At 37.4% G+C, this 19,452-nt stretch carries 20 protein-coding genes, 4 tRNA genes and 1 pseudogene; 9 read left to right on the top strand and 16 right to left on the bottom strand.

Translation table 11 applies throughout. From position 1 onward, the window contains the following. The first annotated feature begins 95 nt into the window (after positions 1-95). Both C9J45_RS15525 and C9J45_RS15520 read left to right on the top strand, forming a co-directional pair. Positions 96-488, top strand: coding sequence for an H-NS family nucleoid-associated regulatory protein (locus C9J45_RS15525; RefSeq protein WP_107207017.1), 393 nt, complete (start codon positions 96-98; stop codon positions 486-488). A 323-nt stretch (positions 489-811) separates the two neighbouring features. After that, a pseudogene (locus C9J45_RS15520) lies at positions 812-1,210 on the top strand (alanine dehydrogenase); the annotation flags it as partial. Positions 1,211-1,292: 82 nt separating this feature from the next. Here the strand turns inward: C9J45_RS15520 and C9J45_RS15515 are convergent. After that, a complete protein-coding gene (locus tag C9J45_RS15515; RefSeq protein WP_107207018.1) occupies positions 1,293-1,844 on the bottom strand; it encodes a YbhB/YbcL family Raf kinase inhibitor-like protein in 552 nt (183 codons plus the stop codon). A gap of 172 nt (positions 1,845-2,016) precedes the next feature. On the opposite strand from C9J45_RS15515, the gene C9J45_RS15510 reads away from it, so the two are divergent. Further along, on the top strand, positions 2,017-2,910 hold the full coding sequence (locus tag C9J45_RS15510) for a LysR substrate-binding domain-containing protein (RefSeq protein WP_107292746.1): 894 nt from the start codon (positions 2,017-2,019) through the stop codon (positions 2,908-2,910). Between the two features lie 45 nt (positions 2,911-2,955). On the opposite strand, the gene C9J45_RS21565 is transcribed toward C9J45_RS15510, so the two are convergent. Next, the gene (locus C9J45_RS21565; RefSeq protein WP_158259278.1) at positions 2,956-3,108 is read right to left on the bottom strand and encodes a hypothetical protein; all 153 of its coding nucleotides are present in this window, start codon (positions 3,106-3,108) and stop codon (positions 2,956-2,958) included. A gap of 17 nt (positions 3,109-3,125) precedes the next feature. Next, positions 3,126-3,500, bottom strand: a complete 375-nt coding sequence (locus C9J45_RS15505; RefSeq protein WP_107207020.1) for a hypothetical protein — start codon at positions 3,498-3,500, stop codon at positions 3,126-3,128. 293 nt (positions 3,501-3,793) lie between these two features. Here C9J45_RS15505 and rpoS point away from each other — a divergent pair, with 293 nt between their 5' ends. Continuing rightward, on the top strand, positions 3,794-4,654 hold the full coding sequence (gene rpoS, locus C9J45_RS15500; RefSeq protein WP_107207021.1) for an RNA polymerase sigma factor RpoS: 861 nt from the start codon (positions 3,794-3,796) through the stop codon (positions 4,652-4,654). Between the two features lie 233 nt (positions 4,655-4,887). Here rpoS and C9J45_RS15495 read toward each other — a convergent pair. Continuing rightward, positions 4,888-4,978: transfer RNA gene (locus C9J45_RS15495), tRNA-Ser, on the bottom strand. 249 nt (positions 4,979-5,227) lie between these two features. Between C9J45_RS15495 and C9J45_RS15490 the strand changes: the two genes are divergently transcribed. Then, positions 5,228-5,737, top strand: a complete 510-nt coding sequence (locus C9J45_RS15490) for a hypothetical protein (protein ID WP_107207022.1) — start codon at positions 5,228-5,230, stop codon at positions 5,735-5,737. 68 nt (positions 5,738-5,805) lie between these two features. Here C9J45_RS15490 and C9J45_RS15485 read toward each other — a convergent pair. From C9J45_RS15485 to C9J45_RS15475, 3 genes are all read right to left on the bottom strand, one after another. Beyond that, a tRNA-Ser gene (locus tag C9J45_RS15485) sits at positions 5,806-5,896 on the bottom strand. A 137-nt stretch (positions 5,897-6,033) separates the two neighbouring features. Beyond that, a complete protein-coding gene (locus C9J45_RS15480; protein ID WP_107292745.1) occupies positions 6,034-6,666 on the bottom strand; it encodes an HD domain-containing protein in 633 nt (210 codons plus the stop codon). 72 nt (positions 6,667-6,738) lie between these two features. Further along, positions 6,739-7,050, bottom strand: a complete 312-nt coding sequence (locus C9J45_RS15475) for a hypothetical protein (RefSeq protein ID WP_107207024.1) — start codon at positions 7,048-7,050, stop codon at positions 6,739-6,741. 246 nt (positions 7,051-7,296) lie between these two features. Between C9J45_RS15475 and C9J45_RS15470 the strand changes: the two genes are divergently transcribed. The 3 genes from C9J45_RS15470 (at position 7,297) to C9J45_RS15460 (ending at position 9,693) form a co-directional block, all read left to right on the top strand. Beyond that, positions 7,297-7,884 carry a TetR/AcrR family transcriptional regulator gene (locus C9J45_RS15470; protein WP_107292744.1) on the top strand — a complete coding sequence of 196 codons (588 nt, stop codon included), beginning with the start codon at positions 7,297-7,299 and terminating at the stop codon, positions 7,882-7,884. Between the two features lie 143 nt (positions 7,885-8,027). Continuing rightward, on the top strand, positions 8,028-9,047 hold the full coding sequence (locus C9J45_RS15465; protein WP_107246854.1) for an NADP-dependent oxidoreductase: 1,020 nt from the start codon (positions 8,028-8,030) through the stop codon (positions 9,045-9,047). Between the two features lie 22 nt (positions 9,048-9,069). Continuing rightward, positions 9,070-9,693 carry a glutathione S-transferase family protein gene (locus C9J45_RS15460; RefSeq protein ID WP_107207027.1) on the top strand — a complete coding sequence of 208 codons (624 nt, stop codon included), beginning with the start codon at positions 9,070-9,072 and terminating at the stop codon, positions 9,691-9,693. 291 nt (positions 9,694-9,984) lie between these two features. Here C9J45_RS15460 and C9J45_RS15455 read toward each other — a convergent pair. The 9 genes from C9J45_RS15455 to C9J45_RS15415 form a co-directional block, all read right to left on the bottom strand. Continuing rightward, positions 9,985-10,061: transfer RNA gene (locus tag C9J45_RS15455), tRNA-Asp, on the bottom strand. A gap of 40 nt (positions 10,062-10,101) precedes the next feature. Beyond that, positions 10,102-10,192 (bottom strand) — tRNA-Ser (locus C9J45_RS15450). A 121-nt stretch (positions 10,193-10,313) separates the two neighbouring features. Next, positions 10,314-10,739: a hypothetical protein gene (locus C9J45_RS15445; RefSeq protein WP_107287363.1), complete on the bottom strand. Its 426-nt coding sequence runs from the start codon at positions 10,737-10,739 to the stop codon at positions 10,314-10,316. Positions 10,740-10,751: 12 nt separating this feature from the next. Then, on the bottom strand, positions 10,752-13,127 hold the full coding sequence (locus C9J45_RS15440; RefSeq protein WP_107292743.1) for a S8 family serine peptidase: 2,376 nt from the start codon (positions 13,125-13,127) through the stop codon (positions 10,752-10,754). A gap of 134 nt (positions 13,128-13,261) precedes the next feature. Next, the gene (locus tag C9J45_RS15435; protein WP_107207030.1) at positions 13,262-13,906 is read right to left on the bottom strand and encodes a response regulator transcription factor; all 645 of its coding nucleotides are present in this window, start codon (positions 13,904-13,906) and stop codon (positions 13,262-13,264) included. Beyond that, positions 13,887-15,254, bottom strand: a complete 1,368-nt coding sequence (locus tag C9J45_RS15430) for a cache domain-containing protein (RefSeq protein ID WP_107207031.1) — start codon at positions 15,252-15,254, stop codon at positions 13,887-13,889. The genes C9J45_RS15435 and C9J45_RS15430 overlap by 20 nt, the downstream gene beginning before the upstream one ends. Positions 15,255-15,349: 95 nt before the next feature. Further along, positions 15,350-16,636 carry a TRAP transporter large permease subunit gene (locus tag C9J45_RS15425; RefSeq protein ID WP_045149978.1) on the bottom strand — a complete coding sequence of 429 codons (1,287 nt, stop codon included), beginning with the start codon at positions 16,634-16,636 and terminating at the stop codon, positions 15,350-15,352. A 12-nt stretch (positions 16,637-16,648) separates the two neighbouring features. Next, positions 16,649-17,182: a TRAP transporter small permease subunit gene (locus C9J45_RS15420; RefSeq protein ID WP_107207032.1), complete on the bottom strand. Its 534-nt coding sequence runs from the start codon at positions 17,180-17,182 to the stop codon at positions 16,649-16,651. A gap of 89 nt (positions 17,183-17,271) precedes the next feature. Then, positions 17,272-18,366, bottom strand: a complete 1,095-nt coding sequence (locus C9J45_RS15415; RefSeq protein WP_107207033.1) for a TRAP transporter substrate-binding protein — start codon at positions 18,364-18,366, stop codon at positions 17,272-17,274. Between the two features lie 465 nt (positions 18,367-18,831). Here C9J45_RS15415 and C9J45_RS15410 point away from each other — a divergent pair, with 465 nt between their 5' ends. Beyond that, positions 18,832-19,383 (top strand): hypothetical protein, encoded by a 552-nt coding sequence (locus tag C9J45_RS15410; protein WP_107207034.1) that lies wholly within the window; start codon positions 18,832-18,834, stop codon positions 19,381-19,383. Positions 19,384-19,452: the final 69 nt, after the last annotated feature.

The raw sequence follows: 19,452 nt of genomic DNA, 5'->3' as shown, positions 1-19,452 counted from the left end.
TTAGTTTCAAATATATCGCTTTATTTTTCGTGCCTTATTTAAAAACTTAAGTACAATAGGATCTAATACTTCTTTTTATTTCAGAATCAAATTACATGATTGATATTCTTTTAAACCTACGTTCATTGCGTGCACAAGCACGTGAAATGTCAGTTGCAGATCTTCAAGAAGGCCTACAAAAATTCACTCAAGTTGTTGAAGAACGACGTGAGGAAGAAGAAGCAGCGAATGCTATAAACAAAGAGCAAGAAGCTAAGCTTCAAAAATACCGAGACATGCTTGAAGCTGAAGGTATTACTGCCGAAGAGCTTGTTGCCCTTTTAGGTGATGCACCTAAAGCAAAGAAAAAACGTGCTGCTCGCCCTGCTAAATATAAGTTTACAGATGAAAACGGCGAAGAAAAAACATGGACAGGCCAAGGCCGTACTCCAAAAGCACTGCAACAACTGCTAGATAATGGCGCACAACTTTCTGAGTTCGAAATTTAATTTCGTGACATTAAGTAAAAAAGTCGCTAGTAAATAGCGACTTTTACTCATTCCTTATATTCACCGTTAACGCCTCTCCTCTACTTATCTTTCTGTGTTGCTCATTTTATTATTGATCTCTAGTACCACTCTAATAACAGCAATAGATATTTATAATAATACAAAAGGCAAATGAACTCAGAATGTTACGTTATAATGATATGGAGGCACATAGATACTGTTATGTCTAAGTGAGCTTAAGTTGCAAATTCTTTCACGACTTTACATTCTAAGAAACTAACCCCATGTAATCGCAGGTTATTTTCATATTGCTTGGGAGTATACAATTTGATGGTGAAATCAATACAAAATATGCAACGAGTGCAACTATAGAAGATCATGTAATAAGAGCTGATCTTGTTATTGGAGGGGTCTTATTGCAGGCGTAGCAGCACCTAAACTGTTCACAAAAACAATGATAGAAAAATGAAGCCTAGAACTGCTATTGTAGATGTTGCTATTGACCAAAGTGGCTGTGTAGAAACATCACACCCAACAACACATGATGATCCCACTTACATTATTGTATTGCCAATATGCCAGGTGCCATTGCTTTAAATAACGCAACACTGCCTTATATTCTTGCATTAGCATATAAAGATTATAAACAAGCACTTCTCACAGATAAACATCTACGTAATAGATTAAATATATATCACGGCAACATTACCTGTAAGAACGTCGTAAATGAAAAAATACTTAACAAAAAGCCACTTACAAAAACGATTGATAGTTTAGGTAAGTGGCTTTTTCATCTAATTTCAATTAACGTGCATTCGTTGGCGCAACAAGCACAGCTTTACCAATAACATGAGCAAGAATGTTATAGCCTGCTAATGCTGGTGATGCATTCTCTGGTAATTTAATATTCGCCGTATTTAATGCATACACTGTAATTTCATAATTATGCGGTTTTGAGTTTGGCGGAGGACATGCACCACCAAAACCTTTAAAGCCAAAATCATTCGTTACCATACTTGCGCCTTTTGGTAATTCTTTACCGCCAACAGCACCCGCGCCCGCAGCTAAACTATGTACATCAGCAGGAATGTTAATAACACTCCAATGCCACCAACCACTACCTGTTGGTGCATCAGGATCATACATCGTAACAGCGAAGCTTTTTGTTCCAGCAGGAACATCTTTCCATGTTAATTGTGGTGATACATTCTTGCCTGTACAACCCCATTGGTTAAACAGTTGCTGATTTTGTAATGTTTTATCATTAGTAATATCGTGGCTCGTTAGCACCATCGCTTGCGACATAAATGCAGGAACTGCTAGAAGTACAGCTGCTACTACTTGTTTGATCTTCATTGTTAGTACTCATCATTATAGATTAATAACGATTTAACAGCATAATGTTATTCTAAATTGGTATACTGCCAAACACTTTTTGTTCGTTTTGAATTATATGCACAAAAAATAAATACTACAAATCGATAATAATATTTTGTGAACTTAGAAAAAATAACTTGAAGGTATACCAATGCGGGTCATCCCACCAATAAAAGCCATTGTCTATTTTGAAGCCGCTGCAAGACTACAAAGCTTTAAACTAGCCGCAGAAGAATTATATGTAACGCCAGGGGCTGTTAGTCATCAAATAAGCACACTTGAAGATTTTATAGAACAAAAATTATTTCAGCGACATAACCGCAGTATTACTCTCACTAATGCAGGTCTTCGTTACTTTAGTCGAACAACAATAATTTTAAATGAACTAGAACAAGCAACGGCCGATCTCGGTATCTCTAAAAAAAATCAAAAGTTAACCGTTGCGATACCACCTGCGTTATTAAATAAATGGCTTTTGCCACTCATTAATATTCGACAGTTATCTCAGCAAGGGATCTCGCTCAATTTTATTGATACATTAGAAACGCTCGATTTTGGCAAAGAGAATATAGACATTGCGATTCGATATGGATTAAAGCCACCAGAGCAACATGAATATGATGTCTTATTTAAAGAAAAGATGGTTGCAGTCTGCACTCCTGATTATATTCCTTCATCTAAAGTAAAACTCACAGAGCAACTACTCAGTGAAATCACATTGATAGAAACGACTAATCGTCTAATTCAATGGGATCTTGTTTTACATAACATGAAGATCAAACCGAACAGAAATCAGAATAAAGTTTTTTTCCAAAACTCAATTCAAGCCATAGAGGCGGCTTGTAACGGTTTAGGCGTCGCTTTTGTAAATAGAATCTTAGTCCAAAAGCAACTTAATGATGGCACCTTGGTTGAACGACTCAACATCACTTACATTAATGATAAAATGCCAACTTATTATCTCGTGTGTCCTCAAGATAATAAAAATAACCCATCAACAGTTTTGTTATACAATTCTATTTTGCAACTATCTAAAACCAAATAAAAACGGATGATCATTGTATCTTCATCCGTTTATTCTTAAAGCAACTTAATCCTGTTTTAATTGACTATCTGTTAATGCCCTATCATCAGCGATAGCATCTAGCAATCGCTGTAATGATTCTAGTGATTGTTCAAGACTTCCTGAATGCTCTTGAACAATCACGTCTATCTGTTGTTGATAGTCAGATAAATGTCGCATAATCCCCAACCATTCGACTAGTATTTTTCATTTAACACTGTATCACGTGCACGAGACCAGCCATTAGCATAACAAGCCGCTATTTTAGCTTCTTTGTCAGATTTAATCATTGTTGTATCTGTATTAAGTTTTACTTGTAACTTTTGACATTGGCTATCGATAGCACTTTTATAATGCTCACCTTGACTTGATAAATTATAAACTTGATCTTTTGCTGTTGCTTCAGCTTGTTGATAGCAATGAATCAAGCCTTGCTCATCAAAATTTTGGTTATCAATACAGGATTGAACCACAATCGAATTACCAGATATCTCAGCTGCATTAGCATAAGAAAAACATAAAGAAGATAACAGTGCGATTGATAGAGACACGTTTTTAACTAATGATGACATATTTACAAACTCATATATATTTTTTATATAGTACAACGATATATACCAACACGATATATAAACAACAAAAAAAGAGCAGTGTAAAAATAACATTACGTTTATTGATTGTTTAATTTAGATATGAAGCCAATAAATTTATAAATTTACCACACCCAACAGAATATACATGAATATTACATAAATGTTACAATTAATGTTTGCTTTTTATTAACATTTATATTTATATTTATATAATCAACAAGGTGTTCACGGATTGATTGCACCCCTGCATTTATTTATTAAGGATGAATAAAATGGAAACGACAAGTTTTGAAGTGGATGTAATACGCCTATATCTTAATGATATTTCAAATAAACCTTTACTTAATAAAGATGATGAAATTCAATATAGCCGTAAGTCTTTAACTGGCGATCTTGCTTCAAAAAAAATTCTTATTGAATCTAATTTAAGGCTTGTCGTTAGCATTGCAAAAAAATATCGTGCTTCTAATCTCTCATTAAGTGATCTTATCGATGAAGGTAACATTGGTTTAATGACTGCCGTTGAAAAATTCGATCCAGAAAAAGGGTTTCGTTTCTCTACTTATGCTTCATGGTGGATTAAACAAACCATCGAACGTGCTATTCACAATCAAAACAGAACTATACGTTTACCAGTCCATATTTCTAAAGAAATCAACACATTAATTCGTACTCATCGTGAGCTAATGAAGCGAAATAATAATGAACCTACTCACGAAGATATTGCGCAAGCACTCAATAAAGAAAGTAAAGAAATATCAGCCTTATTCTCTAATGAAGTCAATGTTATTTCACTCGATCAAACCATTGGTGATACTGAACAATCACACACCATTGCTTATTTAGTGGCGGATGAACAAATAACATCACCGAGTGCAGAGGTCGATAATGATGACATGGTAAAAATCACGAACTTGATACTAAATAGAATGAATGCAAGAGATAAGGAGATCATCTGTCGTCGTTATGGCCTGATGGGCTACGAACCGCATACATTACAAGAAGTTGCCGATGCTGTTGGACTAACAAGAGAACGTATACGTCAACTTCAAATAAAATCCTTAAGTAGTTTAAAACGTTCACTAGCACGAGAAAATTATGATTTAGATATTTTATTTTCAAATATAACTTAAAAAAATAAAATAAGTGTGTTTATGGTTCTATTTTATAGCATTCTGCTACAACTCTTTTCTAAAAATAAATATAAACTTGCAATAACACGATTTCATTCAAACAGCAATAATCTTTTAGGCCAAATATCTTACGACTCTTGAAGCTTGTTTGATCACTCTTCGGGGATTATTGATAATCATCAATTCTATGTTGACATAAAAAAACCTCGTCATTTCTGGCGAGGTTTAAAATGTGGCGGAGAGATAGGGATTTGAACCCTAGATACGCTATAAACGTATGCCGGTTTTCAAGACCGGTGCTTTCAACCACTCAGCCATCTCTCCATGCCGCAAATACTACTCGCTATTTTTAGTTATGTAAATCAGTAGCCGTTTGACTGCGTAATAAAGAGACAAAAGCCTCTACTTCTCTAAATCACTTACCTATCCCAACGTTATTCATCAACTATTCTGATCATTTCTACACAGTAATGCTGCATAACTGGCAATTGCGTCACTGAATGAAGGGAATATCATTAAATGCATTCGTGCAGTTATTTTGCACATTTTGTTAGCGTAAAAGGAAGCATTGCTATGCCAACTGACACTACTTTTGATCATTCTGATTTACTTCACTCACTCATTTCTCGACAATCGCTACTTGCGAATAACCGAATTCAATATATTGCTTATGCAGCAGCACTCGCGACACAAAATAGTACCGTGCTACAACGTATCAAACAGCAAGTCGGTGATATTAATAGCTTACAATTCGCCGATATTAATCACGCTGTCATGCGTATGGCCATGACAAATAACTACTATATGGCAATTCAAAACTTACATTTATCCAATATCAAACAAACTAATGCGTTAGAGCTCAAACCATTACATAGTTTAGATATCGATGATGAAACTGCTTACTACTATGCTTGCATTGCGGCATGTATGGTAAACCAAGGTTATAGTTGTCTAGATGGACATGTTGAATTATTACGATCATTGAATGAATCGGATGATGCAATCAACGCAGCTCTACGTTTAACAGCTTCAATTATGGCAATGGCGCAAGCTGATTTTATTAGTCAATATACTCAATGCTAAAGAAGCGAACTCACAGTTTAAATTTCAGATACAAAAAAGCCCCGTCATTGCTGACGAGGCTTAAAATATGGCGGAGAGATAGGGATTTGAACCCTAGATACGCTATAAACGTATGCCGGTTTTCAAGACCGGTGCTTTCAACCACTCAGCCATCTCTCCATGGCGCGAATAATACGGAGATAATATGTAGATGTAAATACCCATCTAAATTAAGTGGTTACTATTACAGCGTTATCTTACTATTTACTCTTTCAGCAAAATCAAACACAGCATAAATGCTTATTCTTTATACTATCTCACCCTATCTCTGACTCTAACTGTCGAAGATAACTTTTCATAAACTCGATCCGTTTAACCGCTTCAATCTTCGCAGCATCTGTTTGCATGGTGTCAGCTAAACCAAGTAACTTAATATAAAAGTGATCTAGGGTGTAACTCGTGTCATCAGGTTGTCGGTTTTGACAAAAAGGATCGTCAAGAGCATACAATGGTCGACCTAAAGATGTGCCAACCTGAATACACCGTGTTAAACCTATCGCGCCAAGTGCATCTAATCTATCAGCATCTTGAACAATTTTTGCTTCCAATGTTAACGGTTTAATATCAGCACTAAAGCTATGCGCCACAATCGCATGATGAATCTCATCATGATGGTCAACGAGTAACTTTTTGTCAGATAAAAACTCGATCGCTTTATTAGCTGCAAGTGTTGAAGCTTGTTTTCTTCGAGGGTCATTTTTAGTAACGGCAACACAGTCATGTAAATAGGCCGCAGCAAGAGTAATGTTTAATCGTGCTTGCTCTTGCTTAGCAAGCTGTTTTGCTACTTTCACCACACGTAAAACATGCGCTTTATCATGCGCTGCATCTGCACTATTTAACAGCTCAAGCTCTGTCGTTAATATTGATTCTAATGTCTTGAGATGCATATCATCGCCTCTGATAATCAAAAGCCGACATCATGTCGGCTTCAATAGTTATATTTCTTTATGCGACGAGCATTACTCTTCGTCAAACTCTTCATCATCGAATTCGACAACAAAGTTATCTTCTAAGTAATCAACAACACAACCAACAGCGGCTGATGATACTGAGAATGTATTTGGCTCTACACCTGCTTGCTTAGACATTTCAAGTACAGCCAGTGCGGTATGTTCGTCATTAAAACCAACATCAAACTGTTTAGCGATATCGCAGCTTGTTTGATAAAGCTCATCCGTTAAGATGACCTCGCCATAGTATTCGCCATCGTCTAAATCAAAATTATCAACCAGTACTTCTATAATGATCTCGTAGTAATTTTGAAAATCCATCACTTAACCTTTTTAACCAATAAAATAAGCAGAAAAGCGTTCTACTTGAAGATCGTTATAGTTTCATAATCTTGTTTTACACACAATAAAACAAATCCCCCCACAGTAAGTGGGTGGCCAGTCTTAGCAGAGCTAACTTAAAAATAGAGCATCAAACATCAAATCATTACTCTTAAGCTAATTTATAGTAAAATCATTCAAACCCAAGCACTAGACGACTGGTCTAATTTATTCTATAGTGACTTCATGAACGAAAAAACAATTGATACACGGCAGCACATTCTTAATGTTGGTTACCAGCTAGTGGTCACGAAAGGATTTACGAGTGTTGGTTTATCACAATTATTAAGTGCGGCAGAAGTACCTAAAGGCTCTTTTTACCATTATTTCAAATCTAAAGAGCAATTTGGTGAAGCATTGATCCACTCTTATTTTCATCATTATTTACAACGTGTCGCTCAGGTATTAAAAAGCGAGCAAGGCACAGGCTTTGAACAACTCAATGAGTATTTCAAGCTATGGATCAAAGTTGAAAACGGCATCTGTAATGCCAATAAATGTTTGGTGGTAAAGCTCAGCGCAGAAGTATCCGATCTCTCCGAGCCTATGCGAGAAGCATTAAAGCAAGGAGCAGATAGTGTTGTCGCTTTAATCGCTAATACAATAGAAAGAGGAATAAAAGATGGCTCAATCGCTAACTGCGACAGCCATGTAACCGCCCAAACTCTTTATAATTTATGGCTTGGAGCAAGTTTACTCAACAAACTGAGTCACGATTTATCAGGATTACAGCAAGCATTAACAACAACACAAGCACTACTGCTCCCAAAATAATTATCGACAAGACACGTAATATCGATAAACCGCAGTATTGATAAGACAACGCCCGCCTATCAGCACATTAGCGATGCGATAAGGCGGGATTTTTTGAATTACCAACTAGACGACTGGTCTAATTGAAAAAAAGGAAATCAGCAATGACAGCCACTAATCGCCAACTACTATTAGCCTCTCGTCCTGTAGGCGCACCAACCCCTGAAAATTTTCATTTAACAGAAACAACGATCCCAAGCCCGCAACAAGGCGAGTTACTACTTAAAGCCGTTTATCTCTCACTCGACCCTTATATGCGTGGGCGTATGAGTGATAAAAAATCCTATGCTGAGCCTGTCGGTATTAATGAAGTGATGGTCGGTGGCACGGTATGCCAAGTAACCGCTTCTCACCACCCTGACTATCAAGTGGGTGAATGGGTATTAGCGTATTCTGGTTGGCAAGATTATGCCGTTTCAAATGGTGAAGGATTAATAAAGTTAGGAATGAATCCCAGTCACCCATCCTATGCATTAGGAGTAATGGGTATGCCAGGCTTTACCGCATACATGGGGCTACTCGATATCGGTCAACCAAAGCAAGGTGACACTATCGTTGTTGCTGCTGCAACTGGCGCAGTAGGCTCTATGGTTGGTCAAATTGGTAAGATAAAAGGCTGTCGTGTTGTTGGTATCGCAGGTGGTAACGAAAAATGCCAATACGCAAAAGAGACATTAGGATTTGATGAATGTATTGATCACCATGCTGCTGACTTTGCTCAACAATTAGCAGATGCATGTACCGATGGCATTGATATTTATTATGAAAATGTTGGCGGTAAAGTCTTTGATGCAGTGCTTCCTCTACTGAATACAGGCGCACGCATTCCGCTTTGTGGCTTGATCTCTCAATACAATGCAACATCGCTTCCAGACGGCCCAGATCGTATGAATATGTTAATGGGACAACTACTGGTTAAGCGTATCAAGATGCAAGGTTTCATTATCTTTGACGATTATGCTCACCGTTATGACGAATTTGCACAACAAATGTCGCAATGGCTTGCTGAAGGAAAAATTCATTACCGTGAAGATAGAGTCGAAGGCCTAGAGCAAGCTCCACACGCTTTTATTGGCTTACTTGAAGGTAAAAACTTCGGCAAAGTTGTAGTTAAAGTTAGCTAACTAAACCTAAAAAGGACTTATCATGATCATATTGCACCATCTTAATCAATCTCGTTCAAAGCGTATTATCTGGCTACTTGAAGAGCTAGGTGTTGAATATAAAATTCAACCTTATTGCCGAGACAAGGTCACATTTCTTGCGCCACCAGAACTTAAAAGTGTTCATCCACTAGGTAAATCACCGGTATTGGAAGATAACGGAATGATCATTACCGAATCAGGCGCTATCACAGAATATTTAATTGAAACTTACGGTAACGGTAAATTTATGCCTGAACGTGGCACTCAAGCCTATATTGATTATATTCAATGGCTGCATTTTGCCGAAAGTTCAGCCATTTTACCGTTACTTTTAAAGATGTTTGTCACCAAAGATGGTGCAAAAATGAATTTCCTTGGTGATTATGCTGACATGGAAACTCAGAAAGTAATGCAATATTTTGATCAACGGTTAGTGGATAAAACTTATCTTGTAGAAGAGCGTTTAACCGGTGCCGATTTCATGATGTCATTTATTACTGAAATCCTTGGTAACTATGGCGTATTAGCTGCGTTTCCAAATATTCAACGTTACGCAGAGCAGCTACAAAAGCATCAAGGCTACCAAACCGCTCAAGCGTTAGAATTACAATATAACGGCGAATAAACCAGTCTCTAAAGCCAAACAGGTCGTTGTTTGGCTTTTACTATACTATTGATTTACAGTGTGAATAGCAGGCTTTCTGCACAAAGAAGCCATCACATTTCAATAACAATATAGATTTTATATACAAAAAGCCCCGTCATTACTGACGGGGCTTCGTTGTGTTGGCGGAACGGCTGGGCTAGCATTCCAGCGGGACTCTCAACCTCGGCTAGGTGCATCAAGACATACCAACAACAGATTAAACTTTAGATACAAAAAAGCCCCGTCATTACTGACGAGGCTTCGTTGTATTGGCGGAGCGGACGGGACTCGAACCCGCGACCCCCGGCGTGACAGGCCGGTATTCTAACCAACTGAACTACCGCTCCAATTCTTTATGAAACCCGATAAAATCGAACTTCTAGAATATGGCGGAGAGATAGGGATTTGAACCCTAGATACGCTATAAACGTATGCCGGTTTTCAAGACCGGTGCTTTCAACCACTCAGCCATCTCTCCAATGGCGCAGATAATACGTAGATTATTACTTTCTGTAAACTGTTTAATTAAAAAAACCGCTCAACAGGCTAGGTTTTAATCAACTTTAATAATTTACTCGCGCTTCTATGCCCTCAAACAATCAATTAGGTTTTAAAAGATTATTTACTACTTCTATTTCAGCTTTTTTAACACCATCCTGCTGTTGTAACCAATTTAATTTTTTACTTAAATCAGTGCCTTCAGGATACTGAATTATCCAAATACCACCACCAAGACGTTTTTTAGACATATCTGGCTCATCGAATGGTAGTGCATCAGAAAATATTGTTTTTAAAATAATACTACCTGACACTAGCCCGTTAATATTTAGGTCTTCATTTTGAACTTTTACGCCTTTAGTGACTTTATTGTCTTGAGAGTGAGTCGCACTAAATGCAGTTTGTTCACTCGCAATAACTTCATAATCTAAACCACCACTAGTGAACGTTGTAGATGTATAGGCATTAGCACTACAGCTCGTTAACATAAATAAGCTAATGAATAGTAAATGATTGCTCTTTTCCATAACGATAAATCCTTATTTATGTCCATAAACTTTGATACTGGCATCAAATAACAAACCTGAGAAATAGTTGTTAGGCAATTCCAGCTCGTTATCATCGTAATCAGCTATTTTCATGGTGTTTTTATTTGTATCAACAATCTTAACAGTCCAAATACCTGCAGCAACTTCATCTAAAAATGCATGACTAAGAAATAGAATTTCAGCATCATATCCAAAGTAATATTTCGGATTGAGATAATGTAAATGTCTTGGTGTCGCAACAACAGATCGTGTACCTGAAGGGGAAATAACTTCAACGGCGATATCACTCATTCTTTCATGGTCTAAATCAAGTTTTAATTGAATAGCCTCAATTGTTATATCATCGGTAATTTCAATTTGTTTTGTTATTCCTTCAAAATTTTCTGGAATTTCAACAGCTCCGATAACATCACTAGTGATAAATTCCGACTCAATCAACGGAGGTAATAAAGTATAATTTCGAGTTGCCATTTGTACAGCTTCAACAGCATTAATCATGCCATAGCCATACCAGTTATGATAACGATTCCCAGCCCCGTTAGTAACCCAACCGGGTTCTGCAATATACTGCTCTCCATCTTGTGATAAAATAACAGGCACAAAATCTAAATCTATTTTTGTGGCTGTTTTTGCCATGATATATCTCACATCACGCCACGATAATTCAGGATTTGATTGCATAATTAATGCTGCAACCCCAGATGCTACAGGCGCAGCAGATGATGTACCATTAAATCTTGAAGTATAGCTACACTCTGATTCACTCTGTATTTCATCATCTAATCCACCAGAATAGCCGCCAAATCCATACTCAATTGAATATCCTCGGTCACAGCCAGCAACATCCGTTGTTATCATAGCAGGATATTCAAAGCCATATTCTCCACCAGGGGCCGCAAACAGTACAGAAGCTCCTACCGTTGAATAGCTCGATAATGGTGTTTCTCTATTGGCATTTAAAGCAGAAACGACCGTATTATAAAAACTCGCACTTTCAGGATCCGAATTAGCGATTTGAGCAGGTAGTCGCGCTTCCTCTTCGGAACTATTCACACGCCAATAGAAACCTAATTCTTGAAAGCCATTGCCTGCAGATTTGATCATTAACGCTGGTTTACTCGCCGTTTCATAATAAGATTTTAAAATCAGCGTTTCATTAGATAAATAACTGACTGGAAAAAATATATTGCTATTAAAGCCATAACTTTGATTTATAACGTCAGCAGTTTGAGTTTTATCACCACCATGAGTTTCATAAAACACATCCAGACCTTGTACTTTCAGGAAATTAAAACCAGACAAAGATGCAGATGGAGCAACACCGCGCCCCCCTTTACCATTAAAACCAACAGCAGCGGTTAACCCCGCAACTGAGGTGCCATGATCACCATCTGTTTCATATTGATTCGGACTAGGATCATTATCCTGCTCGACGAAATCATATGACATACCAGGAATAACATTCTCAACTAAATCTTCATGCGCAATTTCTATACCGGAATCAACAATAGCGACATGAATATCCTTTCCGGTTATCCCTTGAGCGTGCAGTTGGCCAATATTAATATCAAATCCTTCACTTGCCTTTGATAACGCGTAAGCATCTTGACCTGTATTATTTAGATGCCATTGTTGGAAATATAATGGATCGGAAAAAGCATCAATATTGATATTCTTTTGCTCTGTTAAATACTTTATTTGAGCAGTTACCGTTTTATTGTTACTTGTTAACGTAACATCAATATAAATGGGCTCTGAATAAGGCTGTGCCGTTAATTTAAAAGAACCATCGTTATTAATTACAAAAGAATTGACATCAGGTATTTGCGCTCTATTTACATCACTTATTAACGGTATAAACGACGGAGTATTATCATCTGATATTACGTTATAGCTAAACTCAACATCAGCGCCGGCAATAAATTCAAACTTTCCTTCAACTATATTGTTTAAGCTTTCAAATTCTTCAGGTTTAAGTACCAACTCAGGCTTTAAAGTAATCTCAAATTCAGTTTCATCAATACCATCCGAAGCGATTAAAGAAACAACCTCTTCTTTTATTGATGACAAATTAGATATAAATGTAAATTCACTATTTTCATTATCAATTGAAAAGTTACCACTTTTTGGAGAGTTAATGATTTCAAACGTTACTCTATCACCATCTTGGTCAGTGATAGGTAACTTTTGAGTGAGAGCATCATTACCAATGTAGTAATAAACATTACTTCCATTCAATTTAGGTTTACTATTTCTATCTTTGGTTATACTTGTATCACCTTTATTTTCTGTATCGCCGCTATCTCCACCACCACAACCTAGCAAACTTAGAAAGACTAAGGTATTCATTATTATAATTTTTTTCATTTGAAATCCTTATCAACACAATAAGAACTTACTTTACAAATAACTTATATAAGAATTAAACAACCAAAACTATTTTTTGCGATTGATATAGTAAATAAATAATGAAAGATCTATTTTTTCAAAATAATTGGATACTATTCAATAAGCCCTTTTTCTAATGCATATTTCGCTAACTCGGCTGTTGAATGCAATTCAAGCTTATGTTTTATATTCTGACGATGCGTCTCAACGGTCCGATAACTAATCTCTAATGCTTTAGCAATTTGCTTACTGCTCAGCCCTTCGGCAACATGTTTAAGTACCCTTTCTTCGCGACGGCTCAAAGGATTAATATCAGGGCTTTTCACTGGTGAAGATGTCTGAGTAAAAATAGTTTGGCTCGTCGTTTCACAAAAATATGTCGCACCTTGATTCACTGTTTTAATCGCTTGAACCATTTTTTCTGCCGAAATTTCTTTCAACATATAGCCCATTGCACCAACCTGCATTACCTTCATGATATATTCACGGTTATCATGCATCGTCAGCATCAATACTTTTGCATTAGGCAGTGTTTTTTTAATTTGCTCTGTTGCATCAATACCGTTCATGATGGGCATACTGATATCCATTAAAATAACGTCAGGTTGAAGATAACTGACGGTATCTAGTGCCTCTAAGCCATTACTTGCAGTACCAATGACCTCGATATCAGGCTCTAATTGTAACCTTGCCATAAAACCATCAATCACCACTTGATGATCATCGACTATCACAATTTTAATCGTTTGTTCTGTCATACACTAAACCATCCAAGTTTAATAATACGGTGAGTTCAGTACCAAATCCGGGCTCACTATTAAGATCAAACTCGCCACCAATAAACTCCACTCGCTCGCGCATATTTCGCAAACCAATCCCTTTTAAATGATAACGATTTTGGCTATCAAATCCTTTTCCATTATCTCGAATGATCAATTGCAATAACTTTCCAAGTTGTTTCAAATGCACTTCAACATGCGTCGCATCTGCGTGCTTAACAATATTATTTAGCGATTCTTGTACTACCCGATAAAGTGTTGTTGCAACATCAGAGTCTAGCTTTCCAGCCTTTGTATCAAATAGCATATCAACTGATGTACCGGCGTGAGATTGATAGTCTTGTAATAATGTGGTGAGTGCCGCTTCTAAACCAATATCATCCAGAGAGCTTGGGCGTAATTTATGAGAAATATGCCTTACTTCATTAATCGCTAATGTTAAGGAATGCATCGATTTATTCAGGTAATCGACAAACTTTACATCAATGGACTGAAGGCTAAGTAACTCTAAGTGACATTTACTTGAGACTAATAACTGATTGATCCCATCATGTAATTCTCGGGCGACATGTTTTTTTTCAGCTTCTTGAAATAAGACCGTTTTATGCGCTAACTCTTTAAGATTTCTATCAGCCAATCGATGTTCATGTAAGTTAATTGCCAATGTGATCACGATAATTACTGCGACAGTTATTGTTAATATCACCACAATGGAAAAGAAGATCGTATCAATATTATGGTTAATCGCTTGCTGCATAATCGCGACATCTTGGCTGACATCTTCAATATATAATCCGGTACCAATCATCCAATCCCATTTATCTAACCATGCGGAATAACTTAACTTAGTAACCGTTTCTCCCGTTGATGGTTTCTGCCATAAATACTGATGATAGCCCCCCCCACTTTGTGCTTGCGATAACAAAGAAGCAATTAAAAAATCGCCTTGTTCATCTTGTATCTTAATAAGATTTTTACCAATCAACTCAGGCATGATCGGATGAACTAAACTGACTCCATTTTTATCATAAACAAAAAAGTAACCGTCTTTTCCATAACGTAAATTAGTCAATATTGCTTTAACACGCTGCTGCGCTATATCAACATCAATTGTAGAATCATGATAAATATGGGAAATGGCATTTAAAGCAAGATCAACGCTATCTTTCAATGCTGCTTCTTTGGCATCAATTAAACTATCACGAAAAACAGTGACTTCTTTCTGGCCTAAGGTTTTTGCCTGATAAATCGATATCCAACTGATACTGACAGTCACAATCAGTAACGGTAATAAGGTTAATAAGATCAATTTTGCTTTTAATGGCATAGAGACCTCCAAACAGCAAAAAGCTGATGTTTTACCACCAGCTCATATTAACAATTTATTATCATTTTTTACTTTTATAGATCACATTATCAATATTAACCCATGCCATAGAAATTAGGGAAAATCAAAATAGAAGCCAGTACCGCAATTTGAATAGCGATAAATGGCATAACTCCACGGTAAATATCACGTGTCGTGACACCTGCAGGTGCAACACCTTTCAAGTAAAACAAACTAAAACCAAATGGTGGTGTTAAAAATGAAGTTTGAAGGTTCATCGCGACAAGTATGGCAAACCAAGTCATATTTAATCCCATCGCTTCGGCAACAGGCGCTAAAATCGGTACGATAATGAAACAGATCTCAACAAAATCGATAAAGAAACCAAGTATTAAAATAACCAGCATAGTGATGATCAAAAATCCCCACTTTTCACCGGGTAGCGCCATCATCCATTCTTCAACTAAGTAATCACCACCAGTGTAGGTAAATGCCATCGAAAATGCGGTCGCACCTAACAAAATAGCAAAGACCATTGCCGTGACTTTTACCGTTTCTTTTGCTGCCTCATAGATCATTTTCCAACTAAACATGCGATATAAAATTGCTAACACAATCGCGCCAAATCCACCTAATGCAGCAGACTCTGTAGGCGTCGCAATACCTGCAAAAATAGAACCTAGCACCACGATAATTAACGCTAATGGTGGAATAACCGCTTTTAACGCAGTAAAAACCTCTTGCGAACGACTAATGCTGTCATCTCGCTCAATTGGCTGTGCCGCTTCAGGGTTAAGCTTGGCATAAATTAAAATATAAGCGACGTACGCACCTACCAATACAAAACCCGGTAAAATAGCCGCTTGAAATAAATCACCAACAGGCACACCTAGCACATCACCTAATAGTATTAATACAATCGATGGTGGAATAATTTGTCCTAATGTTCCCGATGCACAGATAGTTCCACACGCAAGGCCTTTATCGTAATTATATTTGAGCATAACGGGTAATGAGATAAGCCCCATCGCAACAACAGATGCCCCGACCACACCCGTTGATGCCGCGAGTAATGCACCAACGAGTACAGTCGAAATTGCAATACCACCACGAACGCCACCAAACAGACGCCCCATTGACTCTAATAACTGCTCAGCTAAACGGGTTTTCTGGAGCACTAAGCCCATAAAAACAAACAGAGGCACCGCCATAAGCACCGTATTTTCCATGATTGACTGAATGCGATAAGGCATAAATGCAAACATATCGAAACCTTCAGCCCAAACACCAAAAATTAAGGCTATTCCGCCAAAAGTAAATGCCACAGGAAAGCCCAGTAATAAGGCAAATAATGCGACAAAAAACATCACGATTCCGATCATTGACGTATTCCTTTACTGATCTTGTTTTAATGCCGCGTGGTGCGGATTAAATAAGGTATTTAATGAGTGAACAACCAGCCCTAAACCGCTGATCGCCATTAAGCCAAATGAGAGAGGGATCATTGCTTTAATTATCCATCGATAAGCAAGACCACCAGGATCGCCAGATGTTTCGCCTAATGCATAGCTCTCTTTGGCGAAATCAATGCCATACCATGCCACCAGTAAACAAAAAGGTAGTAAAAAGAAAAGTGTACCTAAAATATCAATGATCGCTTGGCTTTTACGGGATAGACGCTCATAAAAAACATCAACACGAACATGTCCCGCAGAACGGATCGCGTAAGGAACGCCAAGTAAAAACACAGCGGAAAACAGGTGCCATTCCATTTCTTGAAGGGCAATGGAAACATCATTAAAAACGTAGCGCATAACAACGTCATAAACGACATTAACTAATAATAATATAAATAGGATACTGGCAAACCAACCGAGCACATCACCAATACGATTAAAAAAACGCTCTAGCGTAATCAGACTTTTCATTCCTTACTCCATGGAATCCCACCAAATACGCATAACTGCGATCTTATATGCATAAATGGCAGGATAATAACGTCCTTATTTAAACAGACTTATTGCGCTTGGCTATTAAGGTAGGCACGATGAGATATATTGGTCCATGAACGTACCTGGTTTAGATAATCCGCTTGTGATTTTTGGATCGCTTTTGCTTGTTCATCTTTTTCTGCATGTTGTGCAAGGAGGCGATCATTCGCGTCACGTAATGCTTTCATCACTGCTGGCGGGAAATCTTTCACTTTTATATCAGGGTAAGTTTGTTGAATTGTTGACCAGTTTTTACCGCTTGCATGAGTAGCTTGGGTATACATATCATAAGCCGCAGTACGCATTGCAACACGTAAGATCTCTTGAAGATCGGCAGGTAGACGCTCCCATGTGCGCTTATTCACTAGGAACTGTAATTCTGATCCTGGCTCATGCCAACCTGTGTAGTAATAAGGTGCTATTTTATGAAAACCCATGCGCAAATCTAATGATGGGCCTACCCACTCAAGCGCATCAATGGTATTTCGCTCAAGTGAAGTATAGAGCTCTCCTGGTGCAATATTGGTTGGCTTAGCACCAACTTCAGCAAGAATTTCACCCGCAAAACCAGGGATTCTCATTTTCAACCCTTTCAGATCATCAACGGTATTGATCTCTTTTTGAAACCATCCCCCCATTTGAATATCTGAATTACCGCCAGGAAATGAAAGCAAGTTATGAGGTGAATAGACTTGCTCCATCAACTCCATACCACCACCATGATAGAACCACGCATATTGCTCAGCAGGGGTCATACCAAAAGGCATAGAGGTAAAGTATAAGGTGTTTGGAACCTTCCCCTTCCAGTAATACGATCCTGAATGTCCCATATCGTATTGACCAGATTTCACCATATCGAAGATACCAAGTGGTGCTTTGTGCTTATTGGCAGAGTCAATACGAATTTTCAAACGGCCGTTAGACATTTTTTCTGCCATCGCCGCCATGTTCTTTGTGGCATCACCAAAGATCGGAAAATTGGGTCCCCATGTTTCAGCTAATTTTAAACGGTATACTTTTTCTGATGCTTGTGCGCTTGTTGCCAGAATAGCAACACACCCTAGTGCAACGATTAGGCTTTTTTTCACCACACGTTTCACTACGCTACCAATAATAGTCATTCTCTCATCCTTGCTTTATATGATTAGGCTACAAAATGATGTTCAACATACTTTGGCTTAACGCTATACAAGATAAAATGAGAAGGACTACGGATTAAAAGTTAAAAACCGTTAATAAATACAAAAAGAAAACCACGTATAAAATCGTATCGATAAAATTTAAATTATTATTTATCAATAAGTTATAAAATAACTTACACTACGTATTTATACGTACTAATCAAGAATAACGATTCGTTGAACAAGATATAATTTATGTGAACTCAGCACATTTAATTCATTCCGTATAAGAAGAAATTAGTTGAAATATGAAGCTTCATCTAATGTCATGGAAATGACAACTGTGGTAGGATCCCTCGAAATTAGCTTAACAACAAGTAACTAATGTTGCTTAAACGTTAATAAACAGAATCAAGCACTATTAAATGTCATTACTATCAATGACATCACTGAGAGATATTTACATTGGTTGATCTATTAAAAGAAGTATTAGGCTGGACTTCCGTCGTCTTATATATCCTGCTTACTATATTTAACAGCATGAAATTCACTCGTTATGCTGCTTTTGCATCTGCAACAAATGATACTGTTTGGTCAATTCTAATGGGATGGTGGCCGAAAGTAATTTTAAACCTTTCCGTTAATGCGATTAATGCTTATCGCTATGTAAAAGACTTCACCAAAATGGGGAAGGCAATAGTCCACACACTCGCTGCCATTATGGCATCTGCCATTATATATATAACTTACGTTGCTATTAGTGCTTTCATTGCAGAGCCAACGATTACTGTCGCATTACAATATTTAGATTTAGCCGTTATTGTTGCCGCGCTTTATATGACTTCACTGAAAAATTATCGCATGTTAATGCTGACATCAGGTTTTGTTGGTATGGCCGGATATTATGGCAATCCACAAATGATGATCATTAAAGCATTAGTGATTGTTATTATGAGCTACAAACTATATTCGACACGTCATCAGACACAAGAACAACTACTAGCTGAAAATCATTAAGATCTCACTGGTTTATTAATAAGCTGTAGAGCGCAACGTTCTGCAGCTTTTTTATAACGAGCGCCACAT

The organism is Photobacterium sp. GB-1, assembly GCF_003026165.1.
Taxonomy (GTDB): Bacteria; Pseudomonadota; Gammaproteobacteria; order Enterobacterales; family Vibrionaceae; genus Photobacterium.
This window is presented reverse-complemented; position numbering and strand designations above follow the sequence as displayed.

Bases quoted from the DNA above. Each gene is read 5' to 3' on its own strand.
- C9J45_RS15490 (WP_107207022.1), top strand. From the start codon at position 5,228: ATGCCAACTGACACTACTTTTGATCATTCTGATTTACTTCACTCACTC.
- C9J45_RS15415 (WP_107207033.1), bottom strand. From the start codon at position 18,366: ATGACTATTATTGGTAGCGTAGTGAAACGTGTGGTGAAAAAAAGCCTA.
- C9J45_RS15505 (WP_107207020.1), bottom strand. From the start codon at position 3,500: ATGTCATCATTAGTTAAAAACGTGTCTCTATCAATCGCACTGTTATCT.
- C9J45_RS15480 (WP_107292745.1), bottom strand. From the start codon at position 6,666: ATGCATCTCAAGACATTAGAATCAATATTAACGACAGAGCTTGAGCTG.
- C9J45_RS15465 (WP_107246854.1), top strand. From the start codon at position 8,028: ATGACAGCCACTAATCGCCAACTACTATTAGCCTCTCGTCCTGTAGGC.
- C9J45_RS15470 (WP_107292744.1), top strand. From the start codon at position 7,297: ATGAACGAAAAAACAATTGATACACGGCAGCACATTCTTAATGTTGGT.
- C9J45_RS15445 (WP_107287363.1), bottom strand. From the start codon at position 10,739: ATGGAAAAGAGCAATCATTTACTATTCATTAGCTTATTTATGTTAACG.
- C9J45_RS15515 (WP_107207018.1), bottom strand. From the start codon at position 1,844: ATGAAGATCAAACAAGTAGTAGCAGCTGTACTTCTAGCAGTTCCTGCA.
- C9J45_RS15475 (WP_107207024.1), bottom strand. From the start codon at position 7,050: ATGGATTTTCAAAATTACTACGAGATCATTATAGAAGTACTGGTTGAT.
- C9J45_RS15430 (WP_107207031.1), bottom strand. From the start codon at position 15,254: ATGCCATTAAAAGCAAAATTGATCTTATTAACCTTATTACCGTTACTG.
- C9J45_RS15420 (WP_107207032.1), bottom strand. From the start codon at position 17,182: ATGAAAAGTCTGATTACGCTAGAGCGTTTTTTTAATCGTATTGGTGAT.
- C9J45_RS15525 (WP_107207017.1), top strand. From the start codon at position 96: ATGATTGATATTCTTTTAAACCTACGTTCATTGCGTGCACAAGCACGT.
- C9J45_RS15440 (WP_107292743.1), bottom strand. From the start codon at position 13,127: ATGAAAAAAATTATAATAATGAATACCTTAGTCTTTCTAAGTTTGCTA.
- C9J45_RS15510 (WP_107292746.1), top strand. From the start codon at position 2,017: ATGCGGGTCATCCCACCAATAAAAGCCATTGTCTATTTTGAAGCCGCT.
- C9J45_RS21565 (WP_158259278.1), bottom strand. From the start codon at position 3,108: ATGCGACATTTATCTGACTATCAACAACAGATAGACGTGATTGTTCAA.
- rpoS (WP_107207021.1), top strand. From the start codon at position 3,794: ATGGAAACGACAAGTTTTGAAGTGGATGTAATACGCCTATATCTTAAT.
- C9J45_RS15435 (WP_107207030.1), bottom strand. From the start codon at position 13,906: ATGACAGAACAAACGATTAAAATTGTGATAGTCGATGATCATCAAGTG.
- C9J45_RS15460 (WP_107207027.1), top strand. From the start codon at position 9,070: ATGATCATATTGCACCATCTTAATCAATCTCGTTCAAAGCGTATTATC.
- C9J45_RS15425 (WP_045149978.1), bottom strand. From the start codon at position 16,636: ATGATCGGAATCGTGATGTTTTTTGTCGCATTATTTGCCTTATTACTG.